This window comes from Rhizobium sp. 05N49, from assembly GCF_056396805.1.
In genome coordinates, this window is the sequence record NZ_JBFTME010000011.1 from 160,526 (window position 1) to 186,085 (window position 25,560).

Annotated in this window: 26 protein-coding genes and 1 pseudogene; 11 read left to right on the top strand and 16 right to left on the bottom strand. The window is 60.0% G+C overall.

The genetic code is table 11. From position 1 onward, the window contains the following. Nucleotides 1-16 precede the first annotated feature (16 nt). The 8 genes from AC1DF8_RS22335 to AC1DF8_RS22370 form a co-directional block, all read right to left on the bottom strand. Nucleotides 17-1,099: a sialidase family protein gene (locus tag AC1DF8_RS22335; protein WP_113207879.1), complete on the bottom strand. Its 1,083-nt coding sequence runs from the start codon at nt 1,097-1,099 to the stop codon at nt 17-19. A 16-nt stretch (nt 1,100-1,115) separates the two neighbouring features. Then, complete coding sequence (locus tag AC1DF8_RS22340) at nt 1,116-1,385, bottom strand: SemiSWEET transporter (RefSeq protein WP_113207878.1); 270 nt, start codon at nt 1,383-1,385, stop codon at nt 1,116-1,118. A gap of 4 nt (nt 1,386-1,389) precedes the next feature. Next, nucleotides 1,390-4,725: a TRCF domain-containing protein gene (locus AC1DF8_RS22345; protein WP_478155051.1), complete on the bottom strand. Its 3,336-nt coding sequence runs from the start codon at nt 4,723-4,725 to the stop codon at nt 1,390-1,392. A 229-nt stretch (nt 4,726-4,954) separates the two neighbouring features. Beyond that, entirely contained in the window at nt 4,955-5,143 is a 189-nt protein-coding gene (locus AC1DF8_RS22350) for a hypothetical protein (RefSeq protein ID WP_113207877.1), read from the bottom strand. A gap of 306 nt (nt 5,144-5,449) precedes the next feature. After that, nucleotides 5,450-5,821 carry a hypothetical protein gene (locus AC1DF8_RS22355; protein ID WP_162735840.1) on the bottom strand — a complete coding sequence of 124 codons (372 nt, stop codon included), beginning with the start codon at nt 5,819-5,821 and terminating at the stop codon, nt 5,450-5,452. A gap of 63 nt (nt 5,822-5,884) precedes the next feature. After that, nucleotides 5,885-6,712: an ammonia-dependent NAD(+) synthetase gene (nadE, locus tag AC1DF8_RS22360; protein WP_478155095.1), complete on the bottom strand. Its 828-nt coding sequence runs from the start codon at nt 6,710-6,712 to the stop codon at nt 5,885-5,887. 27 nt (nt 6,713-6,739) lie between these two features. Then, nucleotides 6,740-7,003, bottom strand: a complete 264-nt coding sequence (locus AC1DF8_RS22365) for a hypothetical protein (protein ID WP_112543754.1) — start codon at nt 7,001-7,003, stop codon at nt 6,740-6,742. 38 nt (nt 7,004-7,041) lie between these two features. Beyond that, complete coding sequence (locus tag AC1DF8_RS22370) at nt 7,042-7,287, bottom strand: hypothetical protein (RefSeq protein WP_112543753.1); 246 nt, start codon at nt 7,285-7,287, stop codon at nt 7,042-7,044. A 113-nt stretch (nt 7,288-7,400) separates the two neighbouring features. On the opposite strand from AC1DF8_RS22370, the gene AC1DF8_RS22375 reads away from it, so the two are divergent. After that, nucleotides 7,401-7,931 carry a DUF4142 domain-containing protein gene (locus AC1DF8_RS22375; protein ID WP_112543752.1) on the top strand — a complete coding sequence of 177 codons (531 nt, stop codon included), beginning with the start codon at nt 7,401-7,403 and terminating at the stop codon, nt 7,929-7,931. Nucleotides 7,932-7,994: 63 nt separating this feature from the next. On the opposite strand, the gene AC1DF8_RS22380 is transcribed toward AC1DF8_RS22375, so the two are convergent. Beyond that, complete coding sequence (locus AC1DF8_RS22380) at nt 7,995-8,588, bottom strand: cysteine hydrolase family protein (protein WP_478155056.1); 594 nt, start codon at nt 8,586-8,588, stop codon at nt 7,995-7,997. A 214-nt stretch (nt 8,589-8,802) separates the two neighbouring features. Here AC1DF8_RS22380 and AC1DF8_RS22385 point away from each other — a divergent pair, with 214 nt between their 5' ends. The 4 genes from AC1DF8_RS22385 to AC1DF8_RS22400 all read left to right on the top strand — a co-directional run bounded on the left by AC1DF8_RS22385 (nt 8,803) and on the right by AC1DF8_RS22400 (nt 11,435). Beyond that, a complete protein-coding gene (locus AC1DF8_RS22385; RefSeq protein WP_478155057.1) occupies nt 8,803-9,198 on the top strand; it encodes a CBS domain-containing protein in 396 nt (131 codons plus the stop codon). A gap of 764 nt (nt 9,199-9,962) precedes the next feature. Then, nucleotides 9,963-10,298, top strand: a complete 336-nt coding sequence (locus AC1DF8_RS22390) for a hypothetical protein (RefSeq protein WP_113207873.1) — start codon at nt 9,963-9,965, stop codon at nt 10,296-10,298. 154 nt (nt 10,299-10,452) lie between these two features. Then, complete coding sequence (locus AC1DF8_RS22395) at nt 10,453-10,725, top strand: hypothetical protein (protein WP_113207872.1); 273 nt, start codon at nt 10,453-10,455, stop codon at nt 10,723-10,725. Nucleotides 10,726-10,934: 209 nt separating this feature from the next. Then, complete coding sequence (locus AC1DF8_RS22400; RefSeq protein ID WP_112543747.1) at nt 10,935-11,435, top strand: YciE/YciF ferroxidase family protein; 501 nt, start codon at nt 10,935-10,937, stop codon at nt 11,433-11,435. A gap of 358 nt (nt 11,436-11,793) precedes the next feature. Here AC1DF8_RS22400 and AC1DF8_RS22405 read toward each other — a convergent pair. Then, nucleotides 11,794-12,275, bottom strand: a pseudogene (locus tag AC1DF8_RS22405) (pyridoxamine 5'-phosphate oxidase family protein). A 185-nt stretch (nt 12,276-12,460) separates the two neighbouring features. Between AC1DF8_RS22405 and AC1DF8_RS22410 the strand changes: the two are divergent. The 5 genes from AC1DF8_RS22410 (at nt 12,461) to AC1DF8_RS22430 (ending at nt 17,768) form a co-directional block, all read left to right on the top strand. Continuing rightward, entirely contained in the window at nt 12,461-12,913 is a 453-nt protein-coding gene (locus AC1DF8_RS22410) for a hypothetical protein (protein ID WP_113207870.1), read from the top strand. Nucleotides 12,914-12,945: 32 nt separating this feature from the next. Continuing rightward, the gene (locus tag AC1DF8_RS22415) at nt 12,946-13,212 is read left to right on the top strand and encodes a hypothetical protein (RefSeq protein ID WP_113207869.1); all 267 of its coding nucleotides are present in this window, start codon (nt 12,946-12,948) and stop codon (nt 13,210-13,212) included. A gap of 41 nt (nt 13,213-13,253) precedes the next feature. After that, a complete protein-coding gene (locus AC1DF8_RS22420) occupies nt 13,254-13,520 on the top strand; it encodes a hypothetical protein (protein WP_478155059.1) in 267 nt (88 codons plus the stop codon). 86 nt (nt 13,521-13,606) lie between these two features. Then, entirely contained in the window at nt 13,607-15,391 is a 1,785-nt protein-coding gene (locus tag AC1DF8_RS22425) for a thiamine pyrophosphate-requiring protein (protein WP_113207867.1), read from the top strand. Nucleotides 15,392-16,331: 940 nt separating this feature from the next. After that, the gene (locus tag AC1DF8_RS22430; protein ID WP_112543741.1) at nt 16,332-17,768 is read left to right on the top strand and encodes a phospholipase D-like domain-containing protein; all 1,437 of its coding nucleotides are present in this window, start codon (nt 16,332-16,334) and stop codon (nt 17,766-17,768) included. On the opposite strand, the gene AC1DF8_RS22435 is transcribed toward AC1DF8_RS22430, so the two are convergent. Next, nucleotides 17,769-18,731 carry a lysylphosphatidylglycerol synthase domain-containing protein gene (locus AC1DF8_RS22435; protein WP_113207865.1) on the bottom strand — a complete coding sequence of 321 codons (963 nt, stop codon included), beginning with the start codon at nt 18,729-18,731 and terminating at the stop codon, nt 17,769-17,771. It lies immediately after the preceding gene. 84 nt (nt 18,732-18,815) lie between these two features. Between AC1DF8_RS22435 and AC1DF8_RS22440 the strand changes: the two genes are divergently transcribed. Then, nucleotides 18,816-19,541, top strand: a complete 726-nt coding sequence (locus AC1DF8_RS22440; RefSeq protein WP_478155097.1) for an endonuclease/exonuclease/phosphatase family protein — start codon at nt 18,816-18,818, stop codon at nt 19,539-19,541. A gap of 34 nt (nt 19,542-19,575) precedes the next feature. Here the strand turns inward: AC1DF8_RS22440 and AC1DF8_RS22445 are convergent, their stop codons facing one another. The 5 genes from AC1DF8_RS22445 to AC1DF8_RS22465 all read right to left on the bottom strand — a co-directional run bounded on the left by AC1DF8_RS22445 (nt 19,576) and on the right by AC1DF8_RS22465 (nt 25,378). Beyond that, nucleotides 19,576-20,376, bottom strand: a complete 801-nt coding sequence (locus AC1DF8_RS22445) for an SDR family NAD(P)-dependent oxidoreductase (protein ID WP_113207863.1) — start codon at nt 20,374-20,376, stop codon at nt 19,576-19,578. 338 nt (nt 20,377-20,714) lie between these two features. Further along, nucleotides 20,715-22,196 (bottom strand): HWE histidine kinase domain-containing protein, encoded by a 1,482-nt coding sequence (locus AC1DF8_RS22450; protein WP_113207862.1) that lies wholly within the window; start codon nt 22,194-22,196, stop codon nt 20,715-20,717. After that, nucleotides 22,193-22,489: a circadian clock KaiB family protein gene (locus AC1DF8_RS22455; protein WP_113207929.1), complete on the bottom strand. Its 297-nt coding sequence runs from the start codon at nt 22,487-22,489 to the stop codon at nt 22,193-22,195. Before AC1DF8_RS22455 ends, AC1DF8_RS22450 begins: the two co-directional genes overlap by 4 nt. Before the next feature lie 11 nt (nt 22,490-22,500). Further along, nucleotides 22,501-24,186 (bottom strand): circadian clock protein KaiC, encoded by a 1,686-nt coding sequence (kaiC, locus tag AC1DF8_RS22460; protein ID WP_113207861.1) that lies wholly within the window; start codon nt 24,184-24,186, stop codon nt 22,501-22,503. Between the two features lie 124 nt (nt 24,187-24,310). Continuing rightward, entirely contained in the window at nt 24,311-25,378 is a 1,068-nt protein-coding gene (locus AC1DF8_RS22465; RefSeq protein WP_478155099.1) for a YihY/virulence factor BrkB family protein, read from the bottom strand. Between the last annotated feature and the right edge of the window lie 182 nt (nt 25,379-25,560).

Consider the following 25,560-nt stretch of genomic DNA (forward strand, 5'->3'; position numbering starts at 1 on the left):
TTGCGGCGCCGGCATCTCATATAAGCTCGCTCGTATCGATAATGGAGGCGGCGATATAACGCTCGTCGCCATCGTTGAAGTAGTAGACGCAGACGAGGCTTCCGTCGATGCGCAGGATCGAACGTACATAGCCAAGATCGGGCAGGCGCCCGTCGTTGCGGATGATGTGTTCCAAAGACCAGGTCCTGCCGCCATCCGAGCTTGTTTTCAGGCGCAGGCCGAAAGGCCGATCTCTGACACCATAGACCAAGAACAGGCGCCCCTCCGCCGACACAGCCAGACTGGGAGGGTTTCCGCCCCTGCCCGTGCTGTCGACGACCCTACCCAGGCGATGCCATGTACAGCCGCCATCCCAAGATCGATAGGCGTCAAGCCAGCCGCGACTGTCGACGCCGTGCCCGCATCGCAGGATCGACAGGATGCTTCCGTCGGGAAGGCTGGCGCTTGACGGCATGATCGCGTAGCCTTCGGGGTTTTGGACATGAGTTCCGATCAGGCGGAAGCTTCTTGCACCGTCACACGTCTCCGCACAAAAGGTCTCCCCCTCCGTTCCGTCCGCCTTGGCGCGCGTCAACATGAACAGGGCTTTATTTTCCGAAAGAGCGACGATGTCGGTGCGTGCAGCAAGACCGTCCTTCATCAATCCGTTGAAGGCATAGGGGCCATCCCAGTGTTTGCCGCGATCACGGCTGACGTAAAACCAGCTGAGTGCACTCCCGCCAAGCCCCGTGCGGGCGGCCATGACGATCGTTTCCCGATCGAGAAAATTTACCGGGGTCCGAGGAGGCCCCAACACGGCGCCATCGAAATGCACTCCCGCCTTTAGCCGCGAAGAAAGATGCTCGTCAGCCGACAAGCTTTCGCCGCCGGGAATGATGGCGTTGAAGGGCTCGATCGCCCATGTACGACCGCCATCGAGACTGCGGGCCTGCAGCGGTGGAAAGGGGCTGTTCTTGTCTCGAGCATGCAATCTTCCCTGGGTTCCTTTCCATCCTGCGGCAAACACTGCAAGCACTTCCGCGTCCCAGGCCCAAGCTCCGTAGTTGGCCGGCCAGGCTGCAAATCGGCCCTTTCGGCGATAGATCTCGTAGTGTTCCATCCTCACGATGCGGCTTTCACTGCCGGCGCTTTGCGCGCGCGTGCATTTTGACGCCAAGTATAAAGGTCGAGAGACAGAAGCAGGCTGCGTTTGCCAGGATGATCGGCAGCTCGTTGCGGAGCAGACCAAACAGTGTCCACAAGGCAAAGCCTGTGACGGTCAGAAGGTACATTCTTGTCGAAATCGCCGCCGTCTCCTGGCTGCGCGCGATCTTGAGCGCTTGCGGCACGAAGCTTGCTACCGAACATAAAGAGGCCGCATAGCCGATCATCGTTACCATCTCCATGTCATTACCTCCGACGATGAGAATCTGCCTTGTCGAACGGTGGCGACATCATCAAAGGCGCAAACAGATCCTCAAAAAAGCCAATTCGCTCATTGCCCGAGTTCGTCGGGGTCGCAAACACGATGCGATCCGGATGCAACGCAGCGTCCCTTCCGCGCGACAGGACTTTCAGAAGGCTGGGTTTGGGCCTGGTGCGAAAGCCGACCGCCAGTCCTGTCGGGCCGGCCTCCAGCCTTTCGATACCGCAATTTCGGGCAACGGTCTTGAGTTTGGCGAGCCGCAAGAGGGTCACGATCTGCGGGGGCAGCTCGCCGAATCGATCCTCGAACTCCTCTGCAAGTTCATCGATCTGGCCGACAGACGACGCTTTTTCGAGACGAGCGTAAAGGTTCAGGCGCAATGTTGGATCGGGAATATAATCGGCGGGTATCGACGCGCTCTCGCCGAGCGCCGTCGAAACCGGCCCATTTGACGAAGACGACCTCTTCGATGCTGCGGCGATCGCGTCTTCGAGAAGCTTCTGATAGAGGCTGATGCCGATCGCCTTCATATGGCCGGCCTGGTCCTCACCGGTTAGATCGCCTCCGCCCCTGATATCAAGATCCTGCAGGCTGATCGACAGCCCCGCTCCCAGCCGATCGTGTTCGACGAGGGCCGACAACCGAAGGCGCGATTCCTCCGCAATCTGATGCTGCGCTTCTGTCAGGAAATAGGCCACGGCTTGCGCCTGGCCGCGACCGACCCGACCCCGCAACTGATGCAATTGAGACAGACCGAAGCGATCGGCATTCCAGATGAGGATCGTGTTGGCCCGCGGTACGTCAAGGCCGTTCTCGATGATGTTGGTCGACAGAAGAACGTTGCCGTCGCCATTTGCGAAATCGACCACGACCCGGTCAAGGGCTGTTGCACGCAACTTTCCGTGCGCGATCCTGACCGTTAATTCGGGAACGATCTCCTTGAGCATCCCGGCAAGATGATCGATATCCTCAATGCGTGGAACGATGACGAAACTTTGCCCGCCTCGCCGGTGCTCACGCAGGAGCGCCGTGCGCATGGCGACTGGGTCGGCCTCGACGAGATGGCTCCTCACGGGCCTGCGGCGCGCCGGGGGTATGTTCAGCAGGCTGACATCCTGTATGCCAACCATCGCAGCCTGGAGGGTGCGTGGGATGGGCGTTGCCGACATGGTGAGCCGGTGAAGCCCGGGCGAAAGAGTATTCATTTTCTGCTTGGCGCGTGTTCCCAGGCGTTGCTCCTCGTCGATGACCAGCAGTGCGAGATCGGCAAATCTGATATCTCGCGCCAGAATCGCATGGGTCGCCACCAAGATGTCGATTTCACCGTCTGCCAGTCCGGCCTTGATCCTTGCCGCTTCTTTCCTGGACACAAGCCTGGACAACATGGCGATCCTGAGCCCGGTCCGCGCGAAACGACGTTCAAATGTCTCGAAGTGCTGGCGCGCCAGAACGGTTGTCGGCGCCACGATGGCGACCTGTGCGCCGCAAAGCGCCACAACGGCTGCAGCCCGCAGCGCAATCTCTGTCTTGCCGAAACCGACATCGCCACACACGAGCCTGCTCATCTGCCTCCCCGAGGCGAGATCCGTCAGAACGGCATCGATGGCTTCAGACTGATCGCGCGTCAAAATGTAGGGAAAATGAGAGACGAACTGCTCGTAGTCGCGAAGAGGAGCCACGAAGGAACGCGCTTTTGCCTCCTGTCTCTGCTTTTGGAGACGGCGCAGGTGACGGGCCGTAAGGGCGATATCGCGAGCGATCGTCTGCCGGCGCTTGGCCCATGCTTCCGTGTGAAGGCGGTCCAGCGGCACGGCCTCCGGCTGGCCGCCATATCGCCAGATCTTGCCGAAATCCTTCATCGGAACGAGGATCGATGCGCCGTCGCGATACTCGAGCCGGGCTGTGTCCTGGATCAGCCCATCAATCTGCAAGCTCTCCAGGTCAGCCAGAATACCAATCCCGTGATCCTCGTGAACCACCGCATCGCCCAGTTGCAGTTCGGGCTCGGAAAGCGCCTGTGCGCCTGCGGGCGATCGCAATCCAAGGACATCGCCAAGTCCGATAACGACGAGATTATCGGCGGCAGAGGCGAAGCCCTGCTCCAGGTCGCCGGCAAGTGTGAGCAAAGATCCAGGCGGGGCGTTTTCAACATCGGACCACTGCAGAACGGGCCTGGCGCGGAGATTTCCGATCCGTTCGGCGCGCCTGCGCAGGGTGTCGAAGACATCCCCACGCCCTGCCAGCACCAGCTTTTGCTCATGGCCGAGCGCAGTTTCGATGAAGTCGGCAACTGCCCGACGGGGACGTGGCGTCTCGAAGAATTTCGGGACAGGCTCGCCGCCCCGAAGATCCAATTCCTGTAACGCGACCTTCCTCCTCGCCGCCTGCCATTCTTTTTCGTCGAGATAGAGGGATTGTGCTTCTGCCAGCGTCCCTGCGCGCAAGACACGCTCGGCCTGCCTGGCGTCGTCGATGATGGCGAGGTAACGTTCGGCGCGCGTCTCGGAACCAGCTGCAAAGATCATTGGCACCTCGCCGAGCGCATCGAACGCAGTTTGAAGGTTGCCATAAAGACCAAACAGGTGCCGTGCGATGTCGGACTGCGATGGAGACGGCGCACTCTCGGTACCTTCGGGCTGCCCGTCGCGATGTATCGCTTCGGAGGCCGGTCCCAACGAGATCGTGTTGAGGCTCCCTTGCGTCCGTTGCGTCAGCGCATCATAGCTGCGCAACTCCCGGATCCTATCCCCGTGCGTGAGCAGGGCCCGCACAGGATGCTCCCCTCCGGCGGGGAAGATGTCGATCAATTCGCCACGAATGCCGTATTCGCCGTGATCGTCAACGACACTGTCTTCTATATAGCCCGTTCGCTGCAGGAAACGCTCAAAGGCGAGGCGGTCAAATGGCTCACCCACGCTGAGTTCGTATCGGCTTGCCTCGATCACCGCTTGAGGCGGCACGCGTTGGAGGAGCGCATCGAGCGACGTTACCAGCAATCTTGATCCGTCACCGTGCGCCCATTGCCATAGCGCCTCCATTCTGAGTCCCATCGACTGCCGCGAGGGCGGTACCCGGTCGAATGGCAGACAGTCCCAGGGAGGAAAGAAGACAGGCTTCAGGTCTGGCGCAAGGCAGGCTACCGCATCAAAGATCGCGCGTGCGCTGCCCTCGCCCGATGCAACATAGATCAGTCCTTTTTCGGATTGCTCTGCCGCGACCAAAAGGCGAGCGGCGATAAATGCAGTTGGCGGACGCGAGGTCTTTTCCAAGGCCGGGTCACGTGTAAGCGGGGCACCCCCGGTCTGATCGGTCGTTCGCAACAAAAATCATCCTTTGCAAGGCGATACTCGGATCGCCGCTCTAAGATTGAGGCCACCGTTTACCTCCGACAGCGCATGCCCCGCCCGCGTCGGTGGGCATCGTATCGCTTCCTGGTAGGTGTGGTTCAGCCAGGCGCCTTAAAAACGGCGACGGCAGAATGGCAATGGCAAGGCTTTTCCTGAAGGTGGCATCTTTTCGTGTCCGCCGAGCCTTCCGCGCTGCCTGCCGTCATGGGTCCCAACCCTGCTGTTGGGCCTGCTGCCTTGCCGCTTTCAATTTCGCGCTCTTCTCGCTGCGGCGCCGGCTTTCCTCCTCCACTGCGCTGCGCGCCACACGATCTGTTTCCTCGAAGGCTTCCCGTCTTTGTTTGGCCGATGTGGACAGGCGTGGTCGCGGCGCGGCAGTATCGTCAGCCATCTGAGCTCTCCCAAGAAGTCATGATCACCTTCAAACGCTTCAAACGCGCGATTGATGCATGCCTGTACGCTAGCGGACCAAACGCCAACCTCTCGTGGTTGTTCGCATTCTCGGCGCTTGTCGATCGAGACGCGCGCGGCTGGATACCTTTTGAACCCAGAGCAGGAGAAAATGAAAGATACTGTCGATGTTGGGGTCGCCGGGAGGCGACGAGGATCGAGCCGGCAGATCTTGATGAGCGCGCGCGATCCGACATCATCAATGAAGGCGCCTGTCTGAGCGGACCCGTCGACGCCCACCGCGGCGTTAGTGCAGGGTCGTCACCGCGCGCTGTTTTGCGATGCTCTGAAGCGCTGCCACCAGGTTTTCGCATTCTTCCAGGAGTAGCCGAAGGTGGTCATCGTTCATGCCGGCGATTTCGCTGGTTGCGGTTGACATGGCGGCGATAAGCCGGTCGATCGAAACGCAGTCGGCTGCGGGCGAATGCCCGAGCACGCCTTCGCGATGGCGCACCAGTTCACTGACGATCCGCAGGACGAGGGACCGGCGTTCTATCTCATTCAGAGAGGACAGAAAGCTTATTGCATGCCTTAAATCGGCGAGCAGCGGTGTTCTCATTCGATCTCCCACCATGAGATCGAGACATATCACCGCCCCCCTCCTTGCAATACGGACCATGGTCCGATCTTAGGCTCTCCGTCATCCAGCGTACGATCAGTGGAACACCAGGTCGGGCCAGCCTTAGCCCGGCGACAATGGCGGCTGGCGCTTGTGCTCGCTTGCCTGATAGGCAGCGAGGATCTTTTGCGCAGCCGCCTGCGCTACGTCCCTGCCCTCCAGGAAGTCGTCAATCTCATCATAGGTCACGCCATAGACATCCTCGTCCGGCCGCAAAGGCGCATCGGATTCAAGGTCGGCGGTCGGGATCTTGAAGACCAGATCATCCGGTGCACCGAGATGCGCTGCTAGCGCTCGCACGCGCCGTTTCGTGAGGCCCGCGAGCGGCAGGATATCGGCGGCGCCGTCGCCGAATTTGGTATAGAAGCCCATGACCGCCTCGGCCGCATGATCCGTGCCGATGACAAGGCCGCGCGTCGTTCCGGCGAGCGCATATTGAGCCACCATGCGCTGGCGGGCCTTGATGTTTCCAAGATGAAAATCAAGTCGCTTCTGTTCGAGGAGATCACTCGCCTCGCGCCTGACGCCATCGAGCGTGGCGTCGGCGGCAGGTTTGATATCGATGGTCACGATCCGATCCGGTGAAATGACCTCCAGTGCCTTTTGCGCATCATCCTCGTCTGCCTGTTTGCCATAGGGAAGGCGAACTGCGATGAACTGGAGGCTGTATCCAACGTCGCGAAGAGAGGCGGCGGCGTGTTGCGCAAGCAGACCTGCGGCGAGGGAATCGACGCCCCCACTGATGCCGAGCACAAGGGAGCGGCAGGATGCGGCGCGCGCATAGTCGGCGAGAAACCGTATGCGACGTTGCGCCTCTGTGGCTTGATCGAACCGATTTGCTACCCCAAGCCGCTCGGCAATCTCTCTCTGCTGGTCGAAATTCATCGTCACCGTTCCGATCAAGGCCAGACGCCAAGTCTAATTTCGCTCAACGAATTTGGCAAACCGGCTCGTTTTGCCATCCTTCGTCTCCTCCTGATAAAGAAATTCCAGCTTGTTTTCGTCAAAGATCTGAAAGAATTCGTCCCAGCCGATCTCCTCAAACGCCTCTTCCTTTTCGCCGAAATCGATGCGAAGCAGGCCTCCTTTACCTTTGGTGCGGATGACAGAGGGACGGCCTTTTCTCTCCTCGACCCAGTCACGGATCGTCTGGTGATCGGTGGTCCTGTCAGAACTGCTCATGTTAGCCTCCTCTGGCTACAGAAGATGCGCGAGGGCATCTACAAGAGTGGATGGGTTTTCTTCCAGTTTCGATAAGGGGCAAGTAGCTGTCCTGGAAACCGGGCTTCGATTTCCTCCTCCACCAGCGCGATGCGCGAGAGTATCTGCTCGCGCCCGGCGACGTCGACGGCCTCGCTGGCGGTCTCCAGCTGCCGCATCGCCAGGAAAACCTCTTCGATGCTCATGGCCGAAAGCTGCGATGCAATCTCTTCAACCGGTCGCGTGGAAATGTCGATGGCGGGCATTCGCGGCTCCTTTCTGATTGGCAAGCAACTTCGCTTGCGTCGCATTGTTCCTCGCGCCCGGGAACAACTAGCACCGATCCTTGTTTTGCATCCCGGTCCAAAAGGAGGTCCTCATGAAGAACATTCTAACCGCTTCGATCATTTTCGCCGCCGCCACTACCTCGGTCTTTGCACAATCGGCAGCCGAGAAAACCGGCGTGAACTCGGTCATGGGAATGGCGCCGAAAACAGAAGACTTCGTACTCGAAGCAGCCAGCAGTGACATGTTCGAAATCGAATCCAGCAAGCTTGCGCTCGAACGCGCCGATGACAAGACGAAGACATTCGCCCAGCAGATGGTGGCGGATCACCAAAAGACCTCCGAGGAACTGAAGGCGATGATTGCCGGCGGTAAGGTCAAGGCAGCTGTCCCGGCCTCCATGACATCGTCACACAAAAGCATGCTCGATGATCTCAGCAAGCTCCAGGGCGACGACTTCACCAAACTCTATCATTCCGACCAGGAAGACGTGCACGAGGAGGCCGTCGATCTGTTCAAGCGCTATGGCGAGGAGGGGGACAATCCCGAGCTCAAGGCCTGGGCCGCAAAAACCCGTCCTGCGTTGGAACACCATCTTCAGATGGCAAAGGATCTGAACAAGTAATCTCGATTGACCCTGTGGAGACGATCTCCGCGGGGTCGCCCCGCTGCATCCAAGGCGTGCGCCTCATCGCAACTGGACCCTTGATGCGTCCCTCAGAAAACTCTCGGTTTCCAGGAGCTCGAGTTGCACCGAGAAACGGTCTCCGAGCAAGGCAAGCGAGGCATCGTGCGTGTCGTCAGCGCCACTGCAGACCGCATCGGTCAGCAGGCGCACGCGATATCCAAGATCGATCGCGCCCAGTACCGCCGCTAGCACGCACACATCCGTTTCACCGCCCGTGACCACGAGTGTATCGACGGATTCTGCCTGCAGCGCTGCATGCAGCTTGCCGCTTATCCATGGCGAGTAGGTCATTTTGTCAAAGATTCGGGCAGGCGGTACGAAACGGCGAAGCTCCGGGACGAGATCGAGCATATCCTCGCCAATGCGCTCACGCGTCATATCCTTCCACTTGCGGTAATAAGCCTGCCACGCACCTGGCATCTGATCGGCGCGCGCAGGCGGGATGAAACGCGTGAAGAGAGTTCTTTCGGGGTGACGTGCGACAAGTTCTGCGACGGCAGGAGAGACTTTTGCCATCCAGGCAACATGCCAGGGCGTCTCTTCGGCAAACATCCGCTGCATGTCGATGCACAAATGGATCCAGTTTGCGTTCAAAATCGTCGTCTTTCGCTTTGGCCCTTTGAAGAATTGAACTTCGCTCCGGGGCCCAGGTTCCCGCTGCGCTGGAGACGTGCCGCGGCAGTGCCGGTCATGCACAGCCGACCGGTCTCCATGAAGCGAACAGGCGCTTGAGTGGAACCACAAAGCTGGCCCGGGTGTTTTGATTCGGGGGCCAAGCCAGGAGATCAGCATGCAAGTAAGAGACGTAATGACGAGACAGGTAGTGACTGTGGCGCCCCATGTCAGCATCCGCGATGTTGCGCGGCTTATGTCGGAAATTGATTCCGGTGTCATCCCTGTCATTGGGAATGAGGTCTTCGGGATTGTCACCGACAGGGACATCGTCGTGCGCGCCGTCGCCGAAAACGCCGATATCGCCGGGCCAATCTCGAAAATAATGACGAGCGGGATCGAAAGCTGCCTGGAAAGCACCGAGCTTCGCGAGGCGGCCCACCGTATGTCCGAGCTTCAGATGCGCCGCCTTTTGGTTTTTGATGATGGTGGAAAAATCACCGGCATCCTGTCGCTCGGCGACATAGCAAAACTGAACGAGGAACTTGCCGGCGTCACATTGGAAGATATTTCCGACGACGAGAGCCACTAGCGCCGACGGTCAGCATTCGTTTGGAGCTACAAGCGCTTGCCAAGCCTGCCATCGCCATCTCCTTACGCCGAGCCGCGGCCAGGCAATCGCCGATTAAAGAAGCCTCAGCAGGTTTCATCGAGATCGCCATGATCGCTCGGCTGGCAGTCACTCGCTTTTCGAGCGCGCGCCGGAACCGCAACGATACCTCTACGTTCGAGCGGGGAGAGGAGTTGCCGGCATGAACAAATTCAAGAGATCTGCCCTGCTAAGACATCCGGATGACGCTGGACTGACACTTGCTGGCGCGTTGACGCCAGGGATCCTCCCGATCTGGCTAATCAGAAAACGGATTGTATCGCCGCAAATCGGCCAGGCTGGGGTGGCGGGGCCTGCGCCCCGATCGGGCACAGGACCTCCGCTTTGGAAGGGACGATCCGAGGAAGCGAGCACCTGGCCTGGATTGCCGCCGGAGGGCAGCTGAGTGAGGATGCACATTCCGTGCGATCGCCATGATCGGTTATCGGTATGGGGCCCACTCAATAAAAAGCCATCGCGGCACGCGCGGCTTGGCAAATGCGGCAATGATCGTGATCTCGCCACCAAACAAGTATCCGAAGCGATTTGCTCAGCGTCGAAATTCGCTGAAGAAAAAACGCGCCCTGCGGAAATGAGCCCGCACCGCAGGATTGCCGCAGCGACCATTGGCAAGGGGAGCGCCACCCGGATGCGATGGAACCAAAATTAATGTTGCAAGTTCGGATATCAGCGCCATGGAGGTAAATATGAATATCGGTTTCAAAGCAGTGCTTTTATCGTCGGTGATTGCCAGTTTCGCCGCACCATCGATCGCCGATGCGCAGGTCGAGCTGCGTCTCGGTCCTGGCGGTGTCGAGGTCCAGAACCACGATCGGGACCGTTACGATGATCGCTATTATGAGCGCGGCCCGCGCCGCCGCTGCGATCCCCGCGATGCGCTGGACAACGCCCGCGATGCGGGACTTCGCCGGGCGCAGATCATCCGCGAGACCCCGCGCAGCATTACGGTTCAGGGATTTACCCGAAGCGGCAGGCCAGACCGCATGAGCTTTGCCAATGTCAGGGGATGCCCCGAGATCTGAGCGCGCGTCCTCCAAAGCCAGACCATGCACATACCGTCGGCAAATGCCGAGCTGCGAAATCGGTTGGGTATGAACGGGCGTTGCATGCTATGTATTTGGGCGGCTGGTCGCCTTAGATCAGCAAGCATGCCTCGCAAAAGCCGGTGCCGAACGCATGGATGATCTCGACAGCGAAATGATAAGCCCAGCAATCCTTTGCGACGTCATCCTGACGGAATGGATGGGGCAAGGACGAACTGGCTTTGAAATCCGGGCCCTGCGGCAGGAAATGGAACTCTATTATTTAAACGCGGGACTGACCGTGCCAACTGAGATCGGCGATCCTCGCAGGCTGGTGCCTGTGAGGCGGCTCCTCGAAGCCCGCCCGGATCGGGTCAGCTCGGTAGATCCGGCTGCCATTCACTGGCGCTTCACAACTGCGTCCTGATGGCAAACTTTGATCACTGGGATAAAAGCTTTCCCCGATCGAATAGGGCGTAGCGCCCGGCCATGCCAACCAACTAAAACGTGTGTGACAGGTTTGTGTTCCGGTACGGCGGCGTACGGGAACATCAAGGCGGGGCGCGCATTGATCAAGGCTCGTACGGCGGCGAATGTCGGCAAGGAGCGATAACCCATTTGACAGGAGGAGCCACTATGGCAACCGCTAAGACATTGGATGATCTGTTTCTAGACACTCTGAAGGACATTTACTTTGCCGAAAAGCAGATCCTGAAGGCTCTGCCGAAGATGGCGCGCGCAGCCCAGTCCGAAGAAGGCAGGGCCGGCTTCATCCAGCATCGAGACGAGACCCAAGGACAGATCGAGCGCCTGGAGCAGGTGTTCGAGCTTCTCGGAAAACCGGCGCGGGGAAAGACCTGCGAGGCGATCCAGGGTATCATCGCGGAAGGTGAGGAAATCATGGAGGAGTTCAAGGGCTCGCCTGCGCTCGATGCAGGGCTGATCTCCTCGGCGCAGGCCGTTGAACACTACGAGATCGCGCGCTACGGCACCTTGATCGCCTGGGCCAACCAGCTTGGACTGAAAGATGCCGTTCCTCTTCTCAAGGCAAATCTTTCCGAAGAGGAAGCGACCGACAAGAAGCTGACGCAGCTTGCGCAGGCGCAGGCCAACCCCAAGGGCCAAAAGGTCGCCTAAGGCAAGCACATCAAAAGGTCGCCCGGCGGGCGGCCTTTTTCGTTGTGCCCGCCGCTCTGGGCGACGGACAGCACCTCTGCCAGATGAAGCGGATTGTTCCCGACAGGTGCCGGCGACGCCTTATGCTTTGTTTAGTCCCGCCGGCGTCTGAACGCTTCGCGCAATTGCCGTTTTTTCCGGGCCTGTTCCAGGAAGTAATCGGCGTAGCCGAGACAGGCGTAGAGGAGTGGTCTGCCAGCAACGGCAAGGATCAACAACAGAGCGATCTGTAACATGGGTGGGCTGTCCGATTTCGTCTCTGTCAGGAACATGCAGCAAGGCGCGATGTTCCCGAATTGATCGCTTCCCCGCCATGCGATCAGAGATCAACCTCGACGTGATCTCCCATATCCGGTCGCGCTTTGCTGACCGCCGCGGCGGCCATCTTGATGTAACTGACCAGCGTGCCGGGACTGTCCCAATATTCGGCGAAAGATGGTGTCACCTTGAGAATGCGGATGGACGGATCATCCGCATCGTCCCACCAGGCCTTGGCGGGCGTTGCCCAGAACTCGCGGATCTTCTCGCGGTCGTTCTGGATGACAGCTGTGCCAGGATGGAGACATATTTCTGGTGGCCAGGATCGGCAAAGGCCAGATTGACGTGCGGGTATCGAGCAATTTCCTCATCCTTGTGGCTTGCAACATCGGTAAGGAAGTAGATGGCGTTTTCCAGCCTTTCGACATAGGCCGACATTGGACGCGCTTTCAGGTCCAGGCCATCATGGGTCGTCAGCATGCAAAAGCCGATTTTTTCGATGAGATCCCAGAGCTTTTGTTGTTCGTCAACTTGATCGGGCATTTTACCTCCAATTTGGCAATGTGGGCTGACCGCGGGGAAACCTGGTCGACGCGGAAAGCGCCGGGATAGCGCGCGCAGCGCTGCGCATCCAAAACAGGCAGAACGCGGCGGATGTTCACGCTGGCTCGATTACCGGGAACCAACTCCGCCGATGCTGGTTGTGTTCCCGAACGAGGAGAATAAGCATGTCGAATGTCTTGCGTGGCGGTGATGATGCCGTCAACAATGCCACGAGTACCACCCATTTCGGTCGCTCCGTGGAAAGCCGTGCACAGATGCTTGACGCGCAAGCGGAGGCGGCTGCCGGCGATCAGAACGAAGCCTTGAACCTCTATAGGCTGGAGCCGATCGCCGCTCCGGATGATCCGCGATGGGACAATAGCCTAAATCACGGGATTGTCCTGGTGGCAGCGCGCACGCCCGGTGATGCCCGTATCGTAGCCTCGGGCCGCGAACTGGATTTCATGGAAGTGGATTCGGCGCCCGCCGAAGACGTCACCACGATCAATGCAAGCGCTTTTCGCGACGACAAACTCTATACGGTCGTCGAGGTCGAGCGCAATCGTAGCGACCTCATACGCGGCGTGGTCGAGGGCGAGATCTCCGTTGCCACGATCAAGCCGGTGCAGCTGGATTAAGGCCAGCCATCTTCGGAAAGGCGCAGGACATCATGCAGATCATCAACTTCCGATCGCAGCCTGCCGCTGCAGACCGGCCGGACCACGATTACGTGTCGATCGACCAGAACGGGCAGGAAATCTACAAGTTCGCGTTGCAGTACCACTGGAACGATAAGACCTGGGCTGCCGAAATTTGGGCCTATTCCCTGGATGACGCCGAGAGGCGCGTCCAGGCCATGCGGCAGTCTTTGATCGTCTCGGGACAGCTCTACAGCGATATCGGTTGCGAAGCGCTGCCCTTCATACCCACGGGCTGACAGGTCGACACATGCCATCCGAGATTTGACAGGAGATCGCCGTGACACCCTATCATCGTTATAGCCAGGGACAGGAAAAAGAGGGTGACCTCGTCATCAAGTTTTACCGATCCGGTGAAGAGATCCGCGGCTATGTCCGCAAGGTTGTCGCTTCGAAAGACGACGATGCTGTCTTCCCGGGCGAGGAGATGCGCCCGGCCGCCGCGTTCGAAATCGCGCGCAGCCATGTGCGGGACGATCACCTTATTCTCATCGAACTTGCCGAGGGGGTCGAATGGGATCGCGCTTGGGGCGACCTGGTTGTCTGACAGCCTAAGCTCCAGCCGCAATCGACTTACCGACGGCGGTTGGCAACAGCGGCGCGATCAGGCGCCGTCCGGAATGGAGAGATTCGATGACAAAGACTGTCGGCGATTTCGTCGTCTCGCGCCTGAAGGACTGGGGCGTACGGCGCCTGTTCGGCTACCCGGGCGATGGCATCAACGGCGTCTTCGGCGCCCTCCAACGCGCGTCCGGAAAAATAGAATTCATCCAGGCACGTCACGAGGAGATGGCAGCGTTCATGGCGAGTGCCCACGCGAAGTTTTCCGGCGAGCTCGGTGTCTGCATCGCAACATCGGGACCAGGCGCCACGCATCTGATCACCGGTCTTTACGATGCCAAGATGGATCACCAGCCAGTGCTCGCAATCGTGGGCCAGCAGGCGCGACATGCGCTAGGCGGCCACTATCAGCAGGAACTTGATCTTGCCTCCCTTTTCAAGGACGTCGCCGGTGATTTCGTCCAGCAGGCCTCGACCCCGGCGCAGGTCCGCCATCTGATCGACCGGGCTTGTCGCATCGCGCTCGCCAACCGGACGGTGACGACCGTCATCCTGCCGAACGACCTTCAGGAGATGCCCTATGAGGAGCCGCCGCGCAAACATGGGACAGTGCATTCAGGACCGGGCTACAGCCGTCCACGCATCTTCCCGCATGGTGACGATCTTCAGGCCGCCGCTGACATCCTGAACGCCGGTAAAAAGGTGGCGATTCTGGTCGGCGCCGGCGCACTGAACGCAACCGACGCGGTGATCGCCGTTGCCGACCGCCTGCAGGCAGGTGCGGCAAAAGCCCTTCTTGGAAAGGCTGCCCTTCCAGACGACCTGCCTTGGGTCACCGGCTCGATCGGCCTTCTCGGAACCAAGCCATCCTGGGATCTGATGCAGGATTGCGACACACTGCTCATGGTCGGATCCGGATTTCCCTATTCGGAATTTCTGCCCGCGGAAGGCCAGGCGCGCGGCGTGCAGATCGACATCGATCCGGACATGCTGTCACTGCGCTACCCGATGGAGCTCAACCTCACCGGCGATGCGGGCGAGACGTTGCTTGCGCTGCTGCCGCTCCTGACACAGAAGGCTGACAACAGTTGGCGCAAGACGGTTGCGAACAGCGTCGCGGACTGGTGGAAGACACTGGACGAGCGCGCAAGGGTGGACGCAAATCCTGTCAATCCGCAGCGTGTCGTCACCGAGTTGTCGCCGCGACTGCCGGACAACGCGATCATTACCAGTGACTCCGGATCCTGCGCCAACTGGTATGCGCGCGATCTGAAGATCCGCCGCGGCATGAAGGCGTCCTTGTCGGGCGGCCTCGCCTCGATGGGAGCTGCCGTTCCCTATGCTATTGCGGCGAAGTTCGCAGAGCCTGATCGGCCGGTGGTCGGGCTCGTCGGCGACGGCGCAATGCAGATGAACAACATGGCGGAGATGATTACCGTTGCCAAATACTGGAAGACCTGGGCCAACCCGACCTTCGTCATCTGTGTCTTCAACAATGAGGACCTGAACCAGGTAACTTGGGAACAGCGGGTGATGGAAGGTGATCCGAAGTTCGCCGCATCCCAGACGATCCCCGACATGCCCTATCATAAATTCGCCGAGCTGATCGGCCTTCGCGGCATCTTCGTCAATCGCCCTGACGACCTCGGCACTGCCTGGAAGTCGGCACTCGAGGCCGGTTGCCCCGTAATCCTCGAGGTAAAGACCGATCCGGAGGTGCCGCCGCTTCCGCCCCACATCACCTTCGAGCAGATGCGCAACGTCACGTCTGCTCTCATGACAGGCGATCCCCACGAGACCGGCATGATGGCCGGCATGCTCCGCCAGCTCTTCTCGGGCATTCTGTCGCGCCCTTAGCGATCGGGCCTCGCCGGGGACATTGGCGGGTGCCTGCTTAGGACTTACTTGCCTTCTCGTGAGGAGGTAGCCTGCGCCAGATTTGCCGGTTTAGGCGCCCTTGAGCGACGAACCGATGATTTTGGCAAATGCTGCAGGTCCGCCTCTGCCAAGCTCTTCGTGCCGATGCCTTTCTTGGCTCTCGAGGATCTGACGCCCTGACGATAGACACCCTGCTGGCGGGGCCCAGCCCGCGGCGAAACGGGCGGCTGCATATGTCTCGGCTGTTCCTCAATGTCCTGGCAGCACATGCGATATTCTATCAATAGAGAAGTATCAGTCACATCACATGCTTGGCCGCAGTCGCATCAGACAAGCCTCTTCATGGGCCTCGCAAAGCTCTTGCAACAAGCCGTGGCTGTCGAAGAGACGCCGTAGATCCTGACGCAGATCGGGAAGCCTCAACATAAGCCGCGTCTTGCCGACATGTGCAAGGTTTTCCGTCATCCGTTCTGCCTCCCTGCGAACGGCAGCCTGAACAGGGCTCACCCGGTTTTGGTCCCACGGTGATCACGCGCGATCCGGATCGGCCGGCGCCCAGGATCTCGGTCTTAGGGTTCAGCCTCTTCCAGCTCTTGCCGACCGGTGCGACCTGCCTTGGCGGTGCGGCACGGACGCGGTCCGATCACTCTGCTCGATCATTTCGGTCTCGGGGCCAGCTCTCGCACGTCGTCGCCTTGCGCCTGGAGCACGCTGGCGGTCACATCGCTTGAACGACGCCGGCTCGAAGTCCTGGCGCGGGCTCCTTCGGTTGCATTGCGGATTTGCCCAGGGCAAAGATCGGCCGTTGCGGAAGCGGAGCCTTGACGCTTCATTCCAATTCGACCGAACAGCAGGTCTGTGGAACCTGCGCGGCCACGCTCGCGTTTGTGGATCAAATTGATCAGGACGCTTGTTGACCATGGATACCAGCTTTCCGACCGCATTGGCCTCGCATGAGACTTCGCCCAAAGATCTGTCACATGGCCATCCTCAAACATCCTTCGCCTTTCAGGGCCAGGCGGACGCCGTCGCGTTTCTCGTCAACGGTCAGGATTATTTCGCCGCTCTTGCCAAAACCCTGCGTCAGGCGCGCAATTCGATCCTCGTCGTCGGGTGGGACTTCAATCCCGACATCCTGCTGCAGCCCGGTCTGTCCAGTGAAAGCCTCGGTGACCTGCTGCAGGCCGCGGTCAGATCCAATCCCGACCTGGAGGTCAGGATCCTGGTCTGGGCGATGGGACCGATCTATTCGCAAAAGTCGCTGAGGCTATTTTTTCGGCGCGATTTTCCGGCCCATCCGCGTATCCGCATGCTGTTTGCCCGCCATGATGCATGGCATGCCTCGCATCATCAAAAGCTGGTCTGCATCGATGACGCTGTCGGCTTCATTGGCGGTATTGACCTGACGTCGCGACGGTTTGACGATCGACGTCATGCACCTTCAGACAGCCGTCGGCGCGATACGAGCGGTCGCTCCTATGATCCTCTCCACGATGTCCAGACGATGGTCACCGGCGAGGCTGCCCGACAGATCGGACAAATCATTCGGCGGCGATGGATCGAATGGGGCGGCGATAGCAATCTTGTCCCCGCGCCCGCCCCCGGCCGAGCGCCGGGCCAGCGTTTGCTTCACAGTCCGGTTGCGGCACGTCGCATGCCGGCAGCTTTCGCGCTGACCCAGCGGGAAGACTTGGCCCGTGGCGGTGTCAGCGAGGGCCTTCAAATGACGCTCGACATCATCAGATCGGCCAGCCGGCATCTTTATATCGAGACGCAATATCTGGCCTCGCAGACCATCGCAAAGGCCCTGGCCGCCCGCCTCCTCGAAGATGAAGGGCCGGAGATCGTGATCATCTGTACGCGCAGCTCGCATGGCTTCATCGAGCAGCTCGTCATGGGGCGCAATCGCCGCAGGGTGATCCGCCGGCTGAAACAGGCTGATCGCCATGATCGATTGCGGGTCTTTTATCCGGTGGTCCCCGATGACACCAGCGAGATCGAGGTCCTCGTTCATTCCAAACTCTTGATCGCCGATGACCAAAGTCTGCGGATCGGCTCGTCCAACCTCAACCACCGGTCCGAGGGTCTGGATACGGAATGCGACATGCGTCTGGATGCGACGACGCCGGACCATTTCGCGGCGATCGCGAAGCTGCGCTGCCAGCTCCTTGCCGAGCACCTGGGTACCTCGACGGAAATCGTCGCCGCAAAGGTGGATGAAGCGGGCTCGCTCATTCGGGCAATCGATGCGCTGAATGAAGGGCTCGGACGGTTGAAGGCTCTCGATGCCGATGTTGGTCCCGGGCCGCTTTGCCCTGTTATCGGAACCGCGCTGTTCGATCCGAAGACAGCCTGATCAGGCTGAGCTCGCCTGCGCAGGCTTTCCTGCTTGCGGTTCTTTCCCGGGGCGGGAACGGCCCGGGATAAATTCGCAGATAAAAAGAAGGCCCGTTCCCAGGATAAGAGGAAGGACGAAATAGATCGCCCGGAAGGCGATCAACGCGCCGATCGAGGCGGCATCGGGAACAACATGCTGGACGGTCGTCTCCAGCACCCCGAGTCCGCCAGGGACATGAGTTGCCAAAACGGCAGAATTGGCCAGTACGAAGGCCGTTACAGACTGAAGGAAGGCGACATTGCCGAAGGCTGCGAGAAGCGCGTGCAGACAGGCCGATACGAAGGCAAAATTTAACGTTCCGACGGCAACCTGCAGGATGGCAATGCCAGGCGACGGCAGCTGAAGCGACCAGCGCCAGAGATGGAGGCGCGCCCTGACCAGCGCGGCGACCACCACATAAGCCATCGGCACCAACAGCAGGCCCAGGCCTGCAACCCTGGCACTTGCCTCTGACAGGCCCAACAGCGCCGCAGCGTCGGCGGGGTTGACGATCAGCGCCATACCGCCGAGGCCAACCAGTCCCATGCCCACCGTCACGCCACAAAAGAGGATGATCTTCGCGACGTCCTCGGTCGACAATCCCCATCGCGAATAAAAGCGATATCGAAAGGCGCCACTACTCAGGCCGGCAAAGCCGATATTGTGTCCAAGGGACAGGCTCACGAAGGATGCAAGGGCAATGCGCCTATAGGCGATCTTCTTGCCGATGGAGCGGATCGCCAGGAAATCGAAGCCTGTGAGGCAGAGGTAGGAGCCCGCTGCAGCGAGTGCGGCCAGAAGGAGGTTGTAAGCAGGGATACGTGCAAAGGACTCGAGGATCTGGTTCGCGCTATATTGATGGAAAATCCGGTAGAGAAGGAAGCCGGCGAGGCCGAGCGCAGCCACGAACATCGCCTTCCAAAGCAATGATTTCATGCTCATTTGATTTCACCTGAATGCGAATGAGAACATTGAGGTGGAACGAATGAAGGCTTGTTGTGTTCCTTGCTGGTCAGAGGCCATGAAATGCCGTCACGTCAAACGATCACCCTCCTCACCTACAATGTCCACAGCTGTATTGGTACGGATCGAAAACTTGATCCGGCGCGCATCGCCGCGGTTATCGCGATGGCGAGGCCCGATATTGTGGCGCTTCAGGAAGTCGACGTTTTTCGATCCCGAACTGGCGGCGTCGACCAAGCAAAAGCCATTGCTTCACTTCTGAAAATGCAGGCCCATTTCCATCCGAGCATGACCGTCGCCGAGGAGCGATACGGCGATGCGATCATCACGGCGCTTCCGACCGGCACGATTAAGGCCGACGCCCTTCCCTCGATCGGCGAGCCGAGAGGCGCGATCGCGCTCGAGATCCAAGTCGCTGGTCATGAATTGCTGGTGATCAATACCCATCTCGGGCTGCGGGGGCGCGAGCGCATCCAGCAGGTGAATACACTGCTGGGAGCGGGCTGGCTTGGCGAGCGGAAAAGCAGCGCGGTTCTGTGCGGTGACTTCAACGCAGTTCCGAGCTCGGCAGCCTATCGAGCGGCGACGCGAACGCTTGGCGATGCGCAGCGCGCAAATCCCGCCGGCTATCGCCCGACCTTTCCATCGCGGTTTCCGATCCTGCGGCTCGACCATATTTTCGTCACCCCGGACATCGAGGTGTCGAAAACTTTTGTTCTCGACGATCCTCTTGCCAGAGTGGCCTCTGACCATCTTCCCTTGGTCTCGGTCCTTTCCTTGCCCGGATGAGCGAGCTGCAGTCGGCCCGCCAGGCGGCAAGCGCCTATTTCGCGCCCGAGCCAGGCTCGGCCATCTTGGCATGCTGGTGAGCGAGCATGCTGGCGGGAGTGACATTGGCGACGGCTGCCTGCAACTTGTTTTTCCAGCCGCTGACGACATCGCCCTCGCCGTCGAGCATCGCGTCGTAGCCGATGCGGGCCACCTCGGCCGGATCGTCCTTCTTGGCCTGACCGACCGATGTGTCCATGAGGTCCGCGCGCTTGAAGAACTCGGTTTCGGTCGGACCGGGCATTAGGCAGCTGACGGAAATGCCGCTGTCCTTCAGCTCCTCCCGCAGCGCGAAGGAGAAACTATTGATGAAGGCTTTCGTGCCATTATAGACAGCCTGATAGGAGCCCGGCATGAAGCCGGCAATCGAGCCGGTCAGAAGAATGCGACCTTTTCCCCGCGCCCGCATGTGATTGCCGATGTGGTGAACAAGATAAATGGTGCCGGTGACGTTTGTGTCGACCACCTTGCGCGCTTCGGCGAAATCCTGATCAAGAAATCCCTTGCCGAGGCCGCGACCCGCATTCGCCATCAAAAGGTCGACCGAACGGCCGTCGGCCTCGATGCGTTCCATCAGCCTGTCGACGCCTTCGACGGTCGACAGATCAGCCTCGACCGCCTCGACGGCTCCGCCGACTTGGCGCAGATCGTCGGCTGCTTGCGCAATGCGGCTCTCATCTGCGGCGATGACAAGATCGTAGCCATCCTGTGCGGCGCATCTGGCGAGTTCATAGCCAATGCCCGTTGATGCTCCGGTGATAACGGCGAGGCCCTTTGCGGGTGCGTTGTCAGACATGTGCTTCTCCTGGCTTGAATGAAGAGGGCTAACGCTGGCAAACCTCGCTATTGCCCCGTTGTTCCCAACGTCTTTGCCGATAGCGCACAGGCGCCGGTAAAGCGCGCGGTCGGGCTGGAGCGATCAAACGAGATAGGGCCGAATTGTCAAAGGCTGGGGCTCGTCCGTGATGCCGCTCAGGGGCATGGCCGGGCCGTCAGTTGCTCGGGTCGATCCACACGGTTTGCCCGTGCGGATGGTGCGAGCATCGAGCCCGGTAAATGCTCAAATCTGGATAGCGCTGGCGCACCTGGGCCGGGGCGACCGCGGCCCAGTTTAATGGGTCCTACCGGACCGGGTCAGACAGTCGCAACATCCTCTACCGGCACGCGGATGGCGCAACGCAGGCCCTCAGGATGAAATTCGAGCTTGGCCCCGCCATTCGGAGAATATTGCAGGCTGCGGTTGATGACCGTGTCCCCGAACCCTTTCCGTGTCGGCGGCGTGACCGGCGGACCGCCGATCTCGGTCCAGCAGACCTCGATGGAGGCTGCCTCGCGCCTGACGGCGATCTCTATCCGGCCGTGATCGTTGGAAAGCGCGCCGTATTTGACGGCATTGGTCGCCAGTTCATGAATGACAAGACCGAAGGCGATGGCTGCGCGGGGCAGGATCTCGACATCCTCGCCGCTGATCTTCAGCTTGGCGCCGAGGTCGCTGACATAGGGTGCTAGCTCTGCAGCGAGGATCTCCGTCAGCAGAATGGAGGACCAGGATCGGTCGGCAAGCACGTTGTGGGTGGCCGCCAGCGCATGAATGCGACCCGAGAAGGCCTTGCGAAAACCCTCGATCGTATCCTCGGTGGAGGCGGTGCGATTGGAGATCGACACGACCAGGGCCAAGGTGTTCTTGACGCGATGATCGAGTTCGCCCATCAGCAGAAGCTGTTGCTTTTCCGCTGCCTTGCGGCGCGAAAGGTCGACGAGGGTCACAACCGTGCCCGTCACTTTACCGTCGCCGACGATGAGCGGCGAGGCGCTGACGAGCACGTCCTTGCCCCCGCGGCTCTTTGGCGCGATTGCCTCTATTCCCTGGATGGACTGCCCTTCAACGACCACGGCCAGGAAATCTTCGCCCTGCATCAGCCCGGTCGCACCGCGCACGTCAAGTGCGAAGGCCTTGTCGAAGGGCGATCCGATCGGGTCGCCGTTGGCAAGGCCGAAGGCGGCCGTATTGGCATGCGTGACGATCCCGGCGAGATCGCAAACGACGACCGCTTCTGCCGCAGACGACAGGATGGCAAGTACGGTCCGCTCGGCTTCCTTGCGCTCTTCGGCGCGGATGCGGGCGGTGATGTCGGTAAAGCTCATGGCGATGCCCGGATTCGTCCCGAGCATCATCCGGCCTGCCGAAATCTGTAAATAACGCGCCGCCTCGCCCTGTCCGAGCTTGATCTGCACCCCGGCCGCTCCTGACGTCGGCTTTTCGATCAAAGCGGCAATGACGGCGGAAGCCTCCGCACCGATTGCCTCAAAGAGCAGCTTTGCGTCCAGCGCGTCACGGGAAACGGCAAAGAGATCGCAAAGCGCCTGATTGGCATAAAGCAGGTTGGCGTGGCCATCGAAGGCAGCAGCGCCGAGATCCATCGCCTCCATGAAGGAGCGATAGGATTCGACGCCTCCCTCGAGCGTGAAGATCTCCTCCTCCCGCTTCTGGTTGCGAACGACCAGCGCATCGATCTCGCCCTCGCGGATCGCCCGGATGACCTCTTCGGCCTCCTCGAGCCGCCGGCGCAGATCCGCGTTCAGGGCCTCTGCTCGCGAAACTGCCTCGAGGCTCATTCACCCTCTCCAACCTGCAGATTGACGAGAACTTTCTCGGTATTCGACAGGTCGCCTATGATCTTGCGGATGGGCGTCGGCAATTCCCGAACCAGCGTCGGAATGGCGACGATCCCGTGTTCGCGCGCCAGCTGCGGCGATTTTCGAAGGTCGATCACCTCGATGACATATTTGCCCGGCAGGCTTTCGGCGCAGATGCGCTCGAGGTTCTGGATGGCAGCCAGTGATTTCGGTGTCTGACCGGCGACATAAAGGACCAACTTCTTGGGTGCGCCCGCTGTTTCGTTTTCCATTTCACCCATCGTCATTGCGCCGAACGGCGGCTTTTCTCCATGGCCGCCCGATCAGAGGCCGCCTGATTCAAATAGGCCGCTTCCGCGTCCTGGACAGTGGTCAGCTCGGCCTCGTCCGACTCCAGTTCGGCCTGCAGCGCTTCGATCTGCGCCATGACCTTCCTGCGCTTCTGCTTGAGCAGTTCGGCCCGCCGTGCCACCTCGGCCTTCCGCTCGACCTCCGAGCGTCGGGCTTTGGCCTCCTCCGACTGTCTGAGAGTGCCGGTCAAGGCCCGCCCATCGCCGATATATGGCGCGAGCAATCGAATTCCATCTTTGGACATGACGAATTCGCGCACCTGGTTGGAATGGGCGGTGCCGCGGGCCTTCAGGAGGTAGAGTTCCCGATTGAACTCACCGCCAATCTCCCGATTGAGAAGCAGGATCCAGGCATCCATCAGCGAAGAAAGGCCTGCGTCGGTCTCCGTCGTTCCATCCTGCGAATGCATCAGATGGGTAAAGACGGCAGTCGTTCCGCGCGATTTCAGAAAATCCACCATGCGCAACAGCATGGACTGGACCTCGAGAACGTCACCGCTGCCCATGAAGGCCGAGATCGGATCGAGAACGACGAGGGAAGGATTGAAGCGGGCTATCTCGCGAAGCATCACCGCCAGATGCATTTCCAGACTGTAGAAGGTCGGGCGGACCGCGACATAATGCAACGATTTCGCATCGACCCATTTCCTGAGATCAGTGCCGATCGAACGCATGTTGCGCACGGTCTGGTCGAGCGATTCCTCGAAGGAGAAATAGAGCGCGCGTTCGCCGGCGCCGCAGGCCGCAGCGCAGAAGCTTGCGGAAACCGAGCTCTTGCCGGACCCGGCCACACCGCTGATCAGGATGCTCGTGCCGCGATGAAATCCGCCCCCGGACAACATTTCGTCGAGGGTCGCGATCCCGGAGGAAATGCGCTCCTCGGAGACCTTATGGGAAAGGCCGAGCGTGCTGACCGGCAGGACGGAAAATCCATCCTGGTCGATCAGGAAGGGAACTTCGTTCGTGCCGTGGGCCGTGCCGCGATATTTGACGATCCGCAGCCGGCGCGTCGAGATCTGGTTGTGGACGCGATGGTCGAGCAGGATGACGCAGTCGGAAACATATTCCTCCAGGCCCTGACGCGTCAGGGACCCATCGCCGCGCTCGCCGGTGATGATCGTCGTCAGTCCCTTGTCCTTCAGCCAGTCGAACAGGCGGCGGATTTCGGCGCGAAGAATGGCAGGATTGGTGAAGGCCGAAAACAGGCTTTCGATCGTGTCGAGCACAATCCGCTTGGCTCCGACCTGGTCGATGGCAAGTTCCAGCCGCAGGAAGAGGCCCTCAAGGTCGTAGTCGCCGATTTCCTCCAGTTCGGAGGGATCGATGGCGATGTGCTCGATATAAAGCTTTCCCTCGTCGATCAGCCCCTGCACGTCGAAACCGAGTGAGGCGACATTGTTGACGATATCGATGGGGCGCTCCTCGAAGGTGACGAAGACCCCGGGCTCGTCGTGATCGCGTGCGCCGTTCAAAAGGAACGTGGAGGCAAAGAGAGTCTTGCCGCAACCGGCGGTGCCGCAGACGAGCGTGGGGCGCCCGCTTGGCAGCCCGCCAAGCGTCAAATCGTCGAAACCAACGATCCCGGTCAATGATTTGGAGATGCCTTTCGGCTCGGACATGGCGTAGTTGATCCCGTTCCTGGCCATCATAGGCCTTAAAGGGATCGAATATCGCAATGAGGCACGAATGGCAAATGACCGGCTTTGTACTTCAGCGTACCAAAGCGTTGGGATGTCGGTCGTTTCAGTCGACCGCGCGCCCGAGTGTGTCGGCGACATAGGCACCGCGTGCACCCATCGGCTCGGGCGCACCGGTCGTTGTATCCTTCCTTGTTTGATGCTCGAGCTCGGCATTGAGCTCGGCGCCGACGATCAGGATCGTCACGGACAGCCAGATCCAGACCAACAGGCCGATCAACGCGCCAAGCGCGCCGTATGTGGCATTATAATTGGCGAAATGCTCGAGATAGAAGCCAAAACCGAGCGACATGGCCGAGCAGGCGATCGTCGTCAGCGCCGCCCCCCAGGTGAGCCAGCGCAGCTTTACCGGCTCCCGGCTCGGGGCAAAGCGATAGATCGTCATCACTGCGCCGGCGACGATGATGAGCAGCAGTGGCCAGCGGCCGATCAAAGCCAGGTTTTCCTTATAGGCGTCGAGCCAGACGGACGACAGGATAACCGGTATGGCTGCGACGAGACCTAAAACCGCGATCGCGCCGACGACAGCGCAAAGAGTAAAGACGAGGCCGATCAGGTTGAGGCGGATGAAACCGCGGCGTTCCTTTTCCTCATAGGCGACATTCATTGCATCAAAAAGGGCAAGTGTGCCGCTATGGGTGCTCCAGAGTGCGAAGGCCAGACCGACGAAGAAGGTGATGCCAAGGCTCTCCTCCCGACGCCCGGCGAGCGCGCGGATCTGCTCGGCAACGATATCGAAGGCGCCTGGCGGCAGCAGGATGGAGAGCTTTGCCAGGTGGTCGGCAATGGTCATCGGATCGGCGATGAGCCCATAAAGGGAGACGAGCGCGGCGAGAGCCGGGAACAGGGCGAGCAACAGATAGAAGGTCACGCCCGCCGCAATCAACATCACCCTGTCATCACTGACTTCCTCGACAAGGCGCCAGAACACGTCGCGCAGGCCGCGCACCGGGATCTCTTCCGGGACCTGCGCGCTCCGGCCCCGTTCGTCATCGGATGGCGGCGTCGCGTTCGGCGGCGACTTTCCTTTCGATCCTGCAAGCGCCAGCGCAAGGCCGGCAATCGCCATCAGACTGATCACGGCTCTGGAAGAGGTCGGCCGCTGGATTTCCATGATCGTTTCTCCATCTTCCGCGATCGGCCTGCCGGCAATCGGCAGGTTCCGGCAATGGTCGGAGGCTGCGGTTTCCGGCCTGCGCACAACGTGCATTGCACTGTTGAGGCGCAATCGTGCGAAAGCGCGATTTGTTCCAATCGCCTCATGTCGAAAGAACGTCGGTTTTTGCAGTTTACAGG

Bases quoted from the DNA above. Each gene is read 5' to 3' on its own strand.
- AC1DF8_RS22335 (WP_113207879.1), bottom strand. From the start codon at position 1,099: ATGGAACACTACGAGATCTATCGCCGAAAGGGCCGATTTGCAGCCTGG.
- AC1DF8_RS22340 (WP_113207878.1), bottom strand. From the start codon at position 1,385: ATGGAGATGGTAACGATGATCGGCTATGCGGCCTCTTTATGTTCGGTA.
- AC1DF8_RS22350 (WP_113207877.1), bottom strand. From the start codon at position 5,143: ATGGCTGACGATACTGCCGCGCCGCGACCACGCCTGTCCACATCGGCC.
- AC1DF8_RS22355 (WP_162735840.1), bottom strand. From the start codon at position 5,821: ATGGTCCGTATTGCAAGGAGGGGGGCGGTGATATGTCTCGATCTCATG.
- AC1DF8_RS22365 (WP_112543754.1), bottom strand. From the start codon at position 7,003: ATGAGCAGTTCTGACAGGACCACCGATCACCAGACGATCCGTGACTGG.
- AC1DF8_RS22370 (WP_112543753.1), bottom strand. From the start codon at position 7,287: ATGCCCGCCATCGACATTTCCACGCGACCGGTTGAAGAGATTGCATCG.
- AC1DF8_RS22375 (WP_112543752.1), top strand. From the start codon at position 7,401: ATGAAGAACATTCTAACCGCTTCGATCATTTTCGCCGCCGCCACTACC.
- AC1DF8_RS22385 (WP_478155057.1), top strand. From the start codon at position 8,803: ATGACGAGACAGGTAGTGACTGTGGCGCCCCATGTCAGCATCCGCGAT.
- AC1DF8_RS22390 (WP_113207873.1), top strand. From the start codon at position 9,963: ATGAATATCGGTTTCAAAGCAGTGCTTTTATCGTCGGTGATTGCCAGT.
- AC1DF8_RS22395 (WP_113207872.1), top strand. From the start codon at position 10,453: ATGGATGATCTCGACAGCGAAATGATAAGCCCAGCAATCCTTTGCGAC.
- AC1DF8_RS22400 (WP_112543747.1), top strand. From the start codon at position 10,935: ATGGCAACCGCTAAGACATTGGATGATCTGTTTCTAGACACTCTGAAG.
- AC1DF8_RS22410 (WP_113207870.1), top strand. From the start codon at position 12,461: ATGTCGAATGTCTTGCGTGGCGGTGATGATGCCGTCAACAATGCCACG.
- AC1DF8_RS22415 (WP_113207869.1), top strand. From the start codon at position 12,946: ATGCAGATCATCAACTTCCGATCGCAGCCTGCCGCTGCAGACCGGCCG.
- AC1DF8_RS22425 (WP_113207867.1), top strand. From the start codon at position 13,607: ATGACAAAGACTGTCGGCGATTTCGTCGTCTCGCGCCTGAAGGACTGG.
- AC1DF8_RS22430 (WP_112543741.1), top strand. From the start codon at position 16,332: ATGGATACCAGCTTTCCGACCGCATTGGCCTCGCATGAGACTTCGCCC.
- AC1DF8_RS22435 (WP_113207865.1), bottom strand. From the start codon at position 18,731: ATGAGCATGAAATCATTGCTTTGGAAGGCGATGTTCGTGGCTGCGCTC.
- AC1DF8_RS22440 (WP_478155097.1), top strand. From the start codon at position 18,816: ATGCCGTCACGTCAAACGATCACCCTCCTCACCTACAATGTCCACAGC.
- AC1DF8_RS22445 (WP_113207863.1), bottom strand. From the start codon at position 20,376: ATGTCTGACAACGCACCCGCAAAGGGCCTCGCCGTTATCACCGGAGCA.
- AC1DF8_RS22450 (WP_113207862.1), bottom strand. From the start codon at position 22,196: ATGAGCCTCGAGGCAGTTTCGCGAGCAGAGGCCCTGAACGCGGATCTG.
- AC1DF8_RS22455 (WP_113207929.1), bottom strand. From the start codon at position 22,489: ATGGAAAACGAAACAGCGGGCGCACCCAAGAAGTTGGTCCTTTATGTC.
- kaiC (WP_113207861.1), bottom strand. From the start codon at position 24,186: ATGTCCGAGCCGAAAGGCATCTCCAAATCATTGACCGGGATCGTTGGT.
- AC1DF8_RS22465 (WP_478155099.1), bottom strand. From the start codon at position 25,378: ATGGAAATCCAGCGGCCGACCTCTTCCAGAGCCGTGATCAGTCTGATG.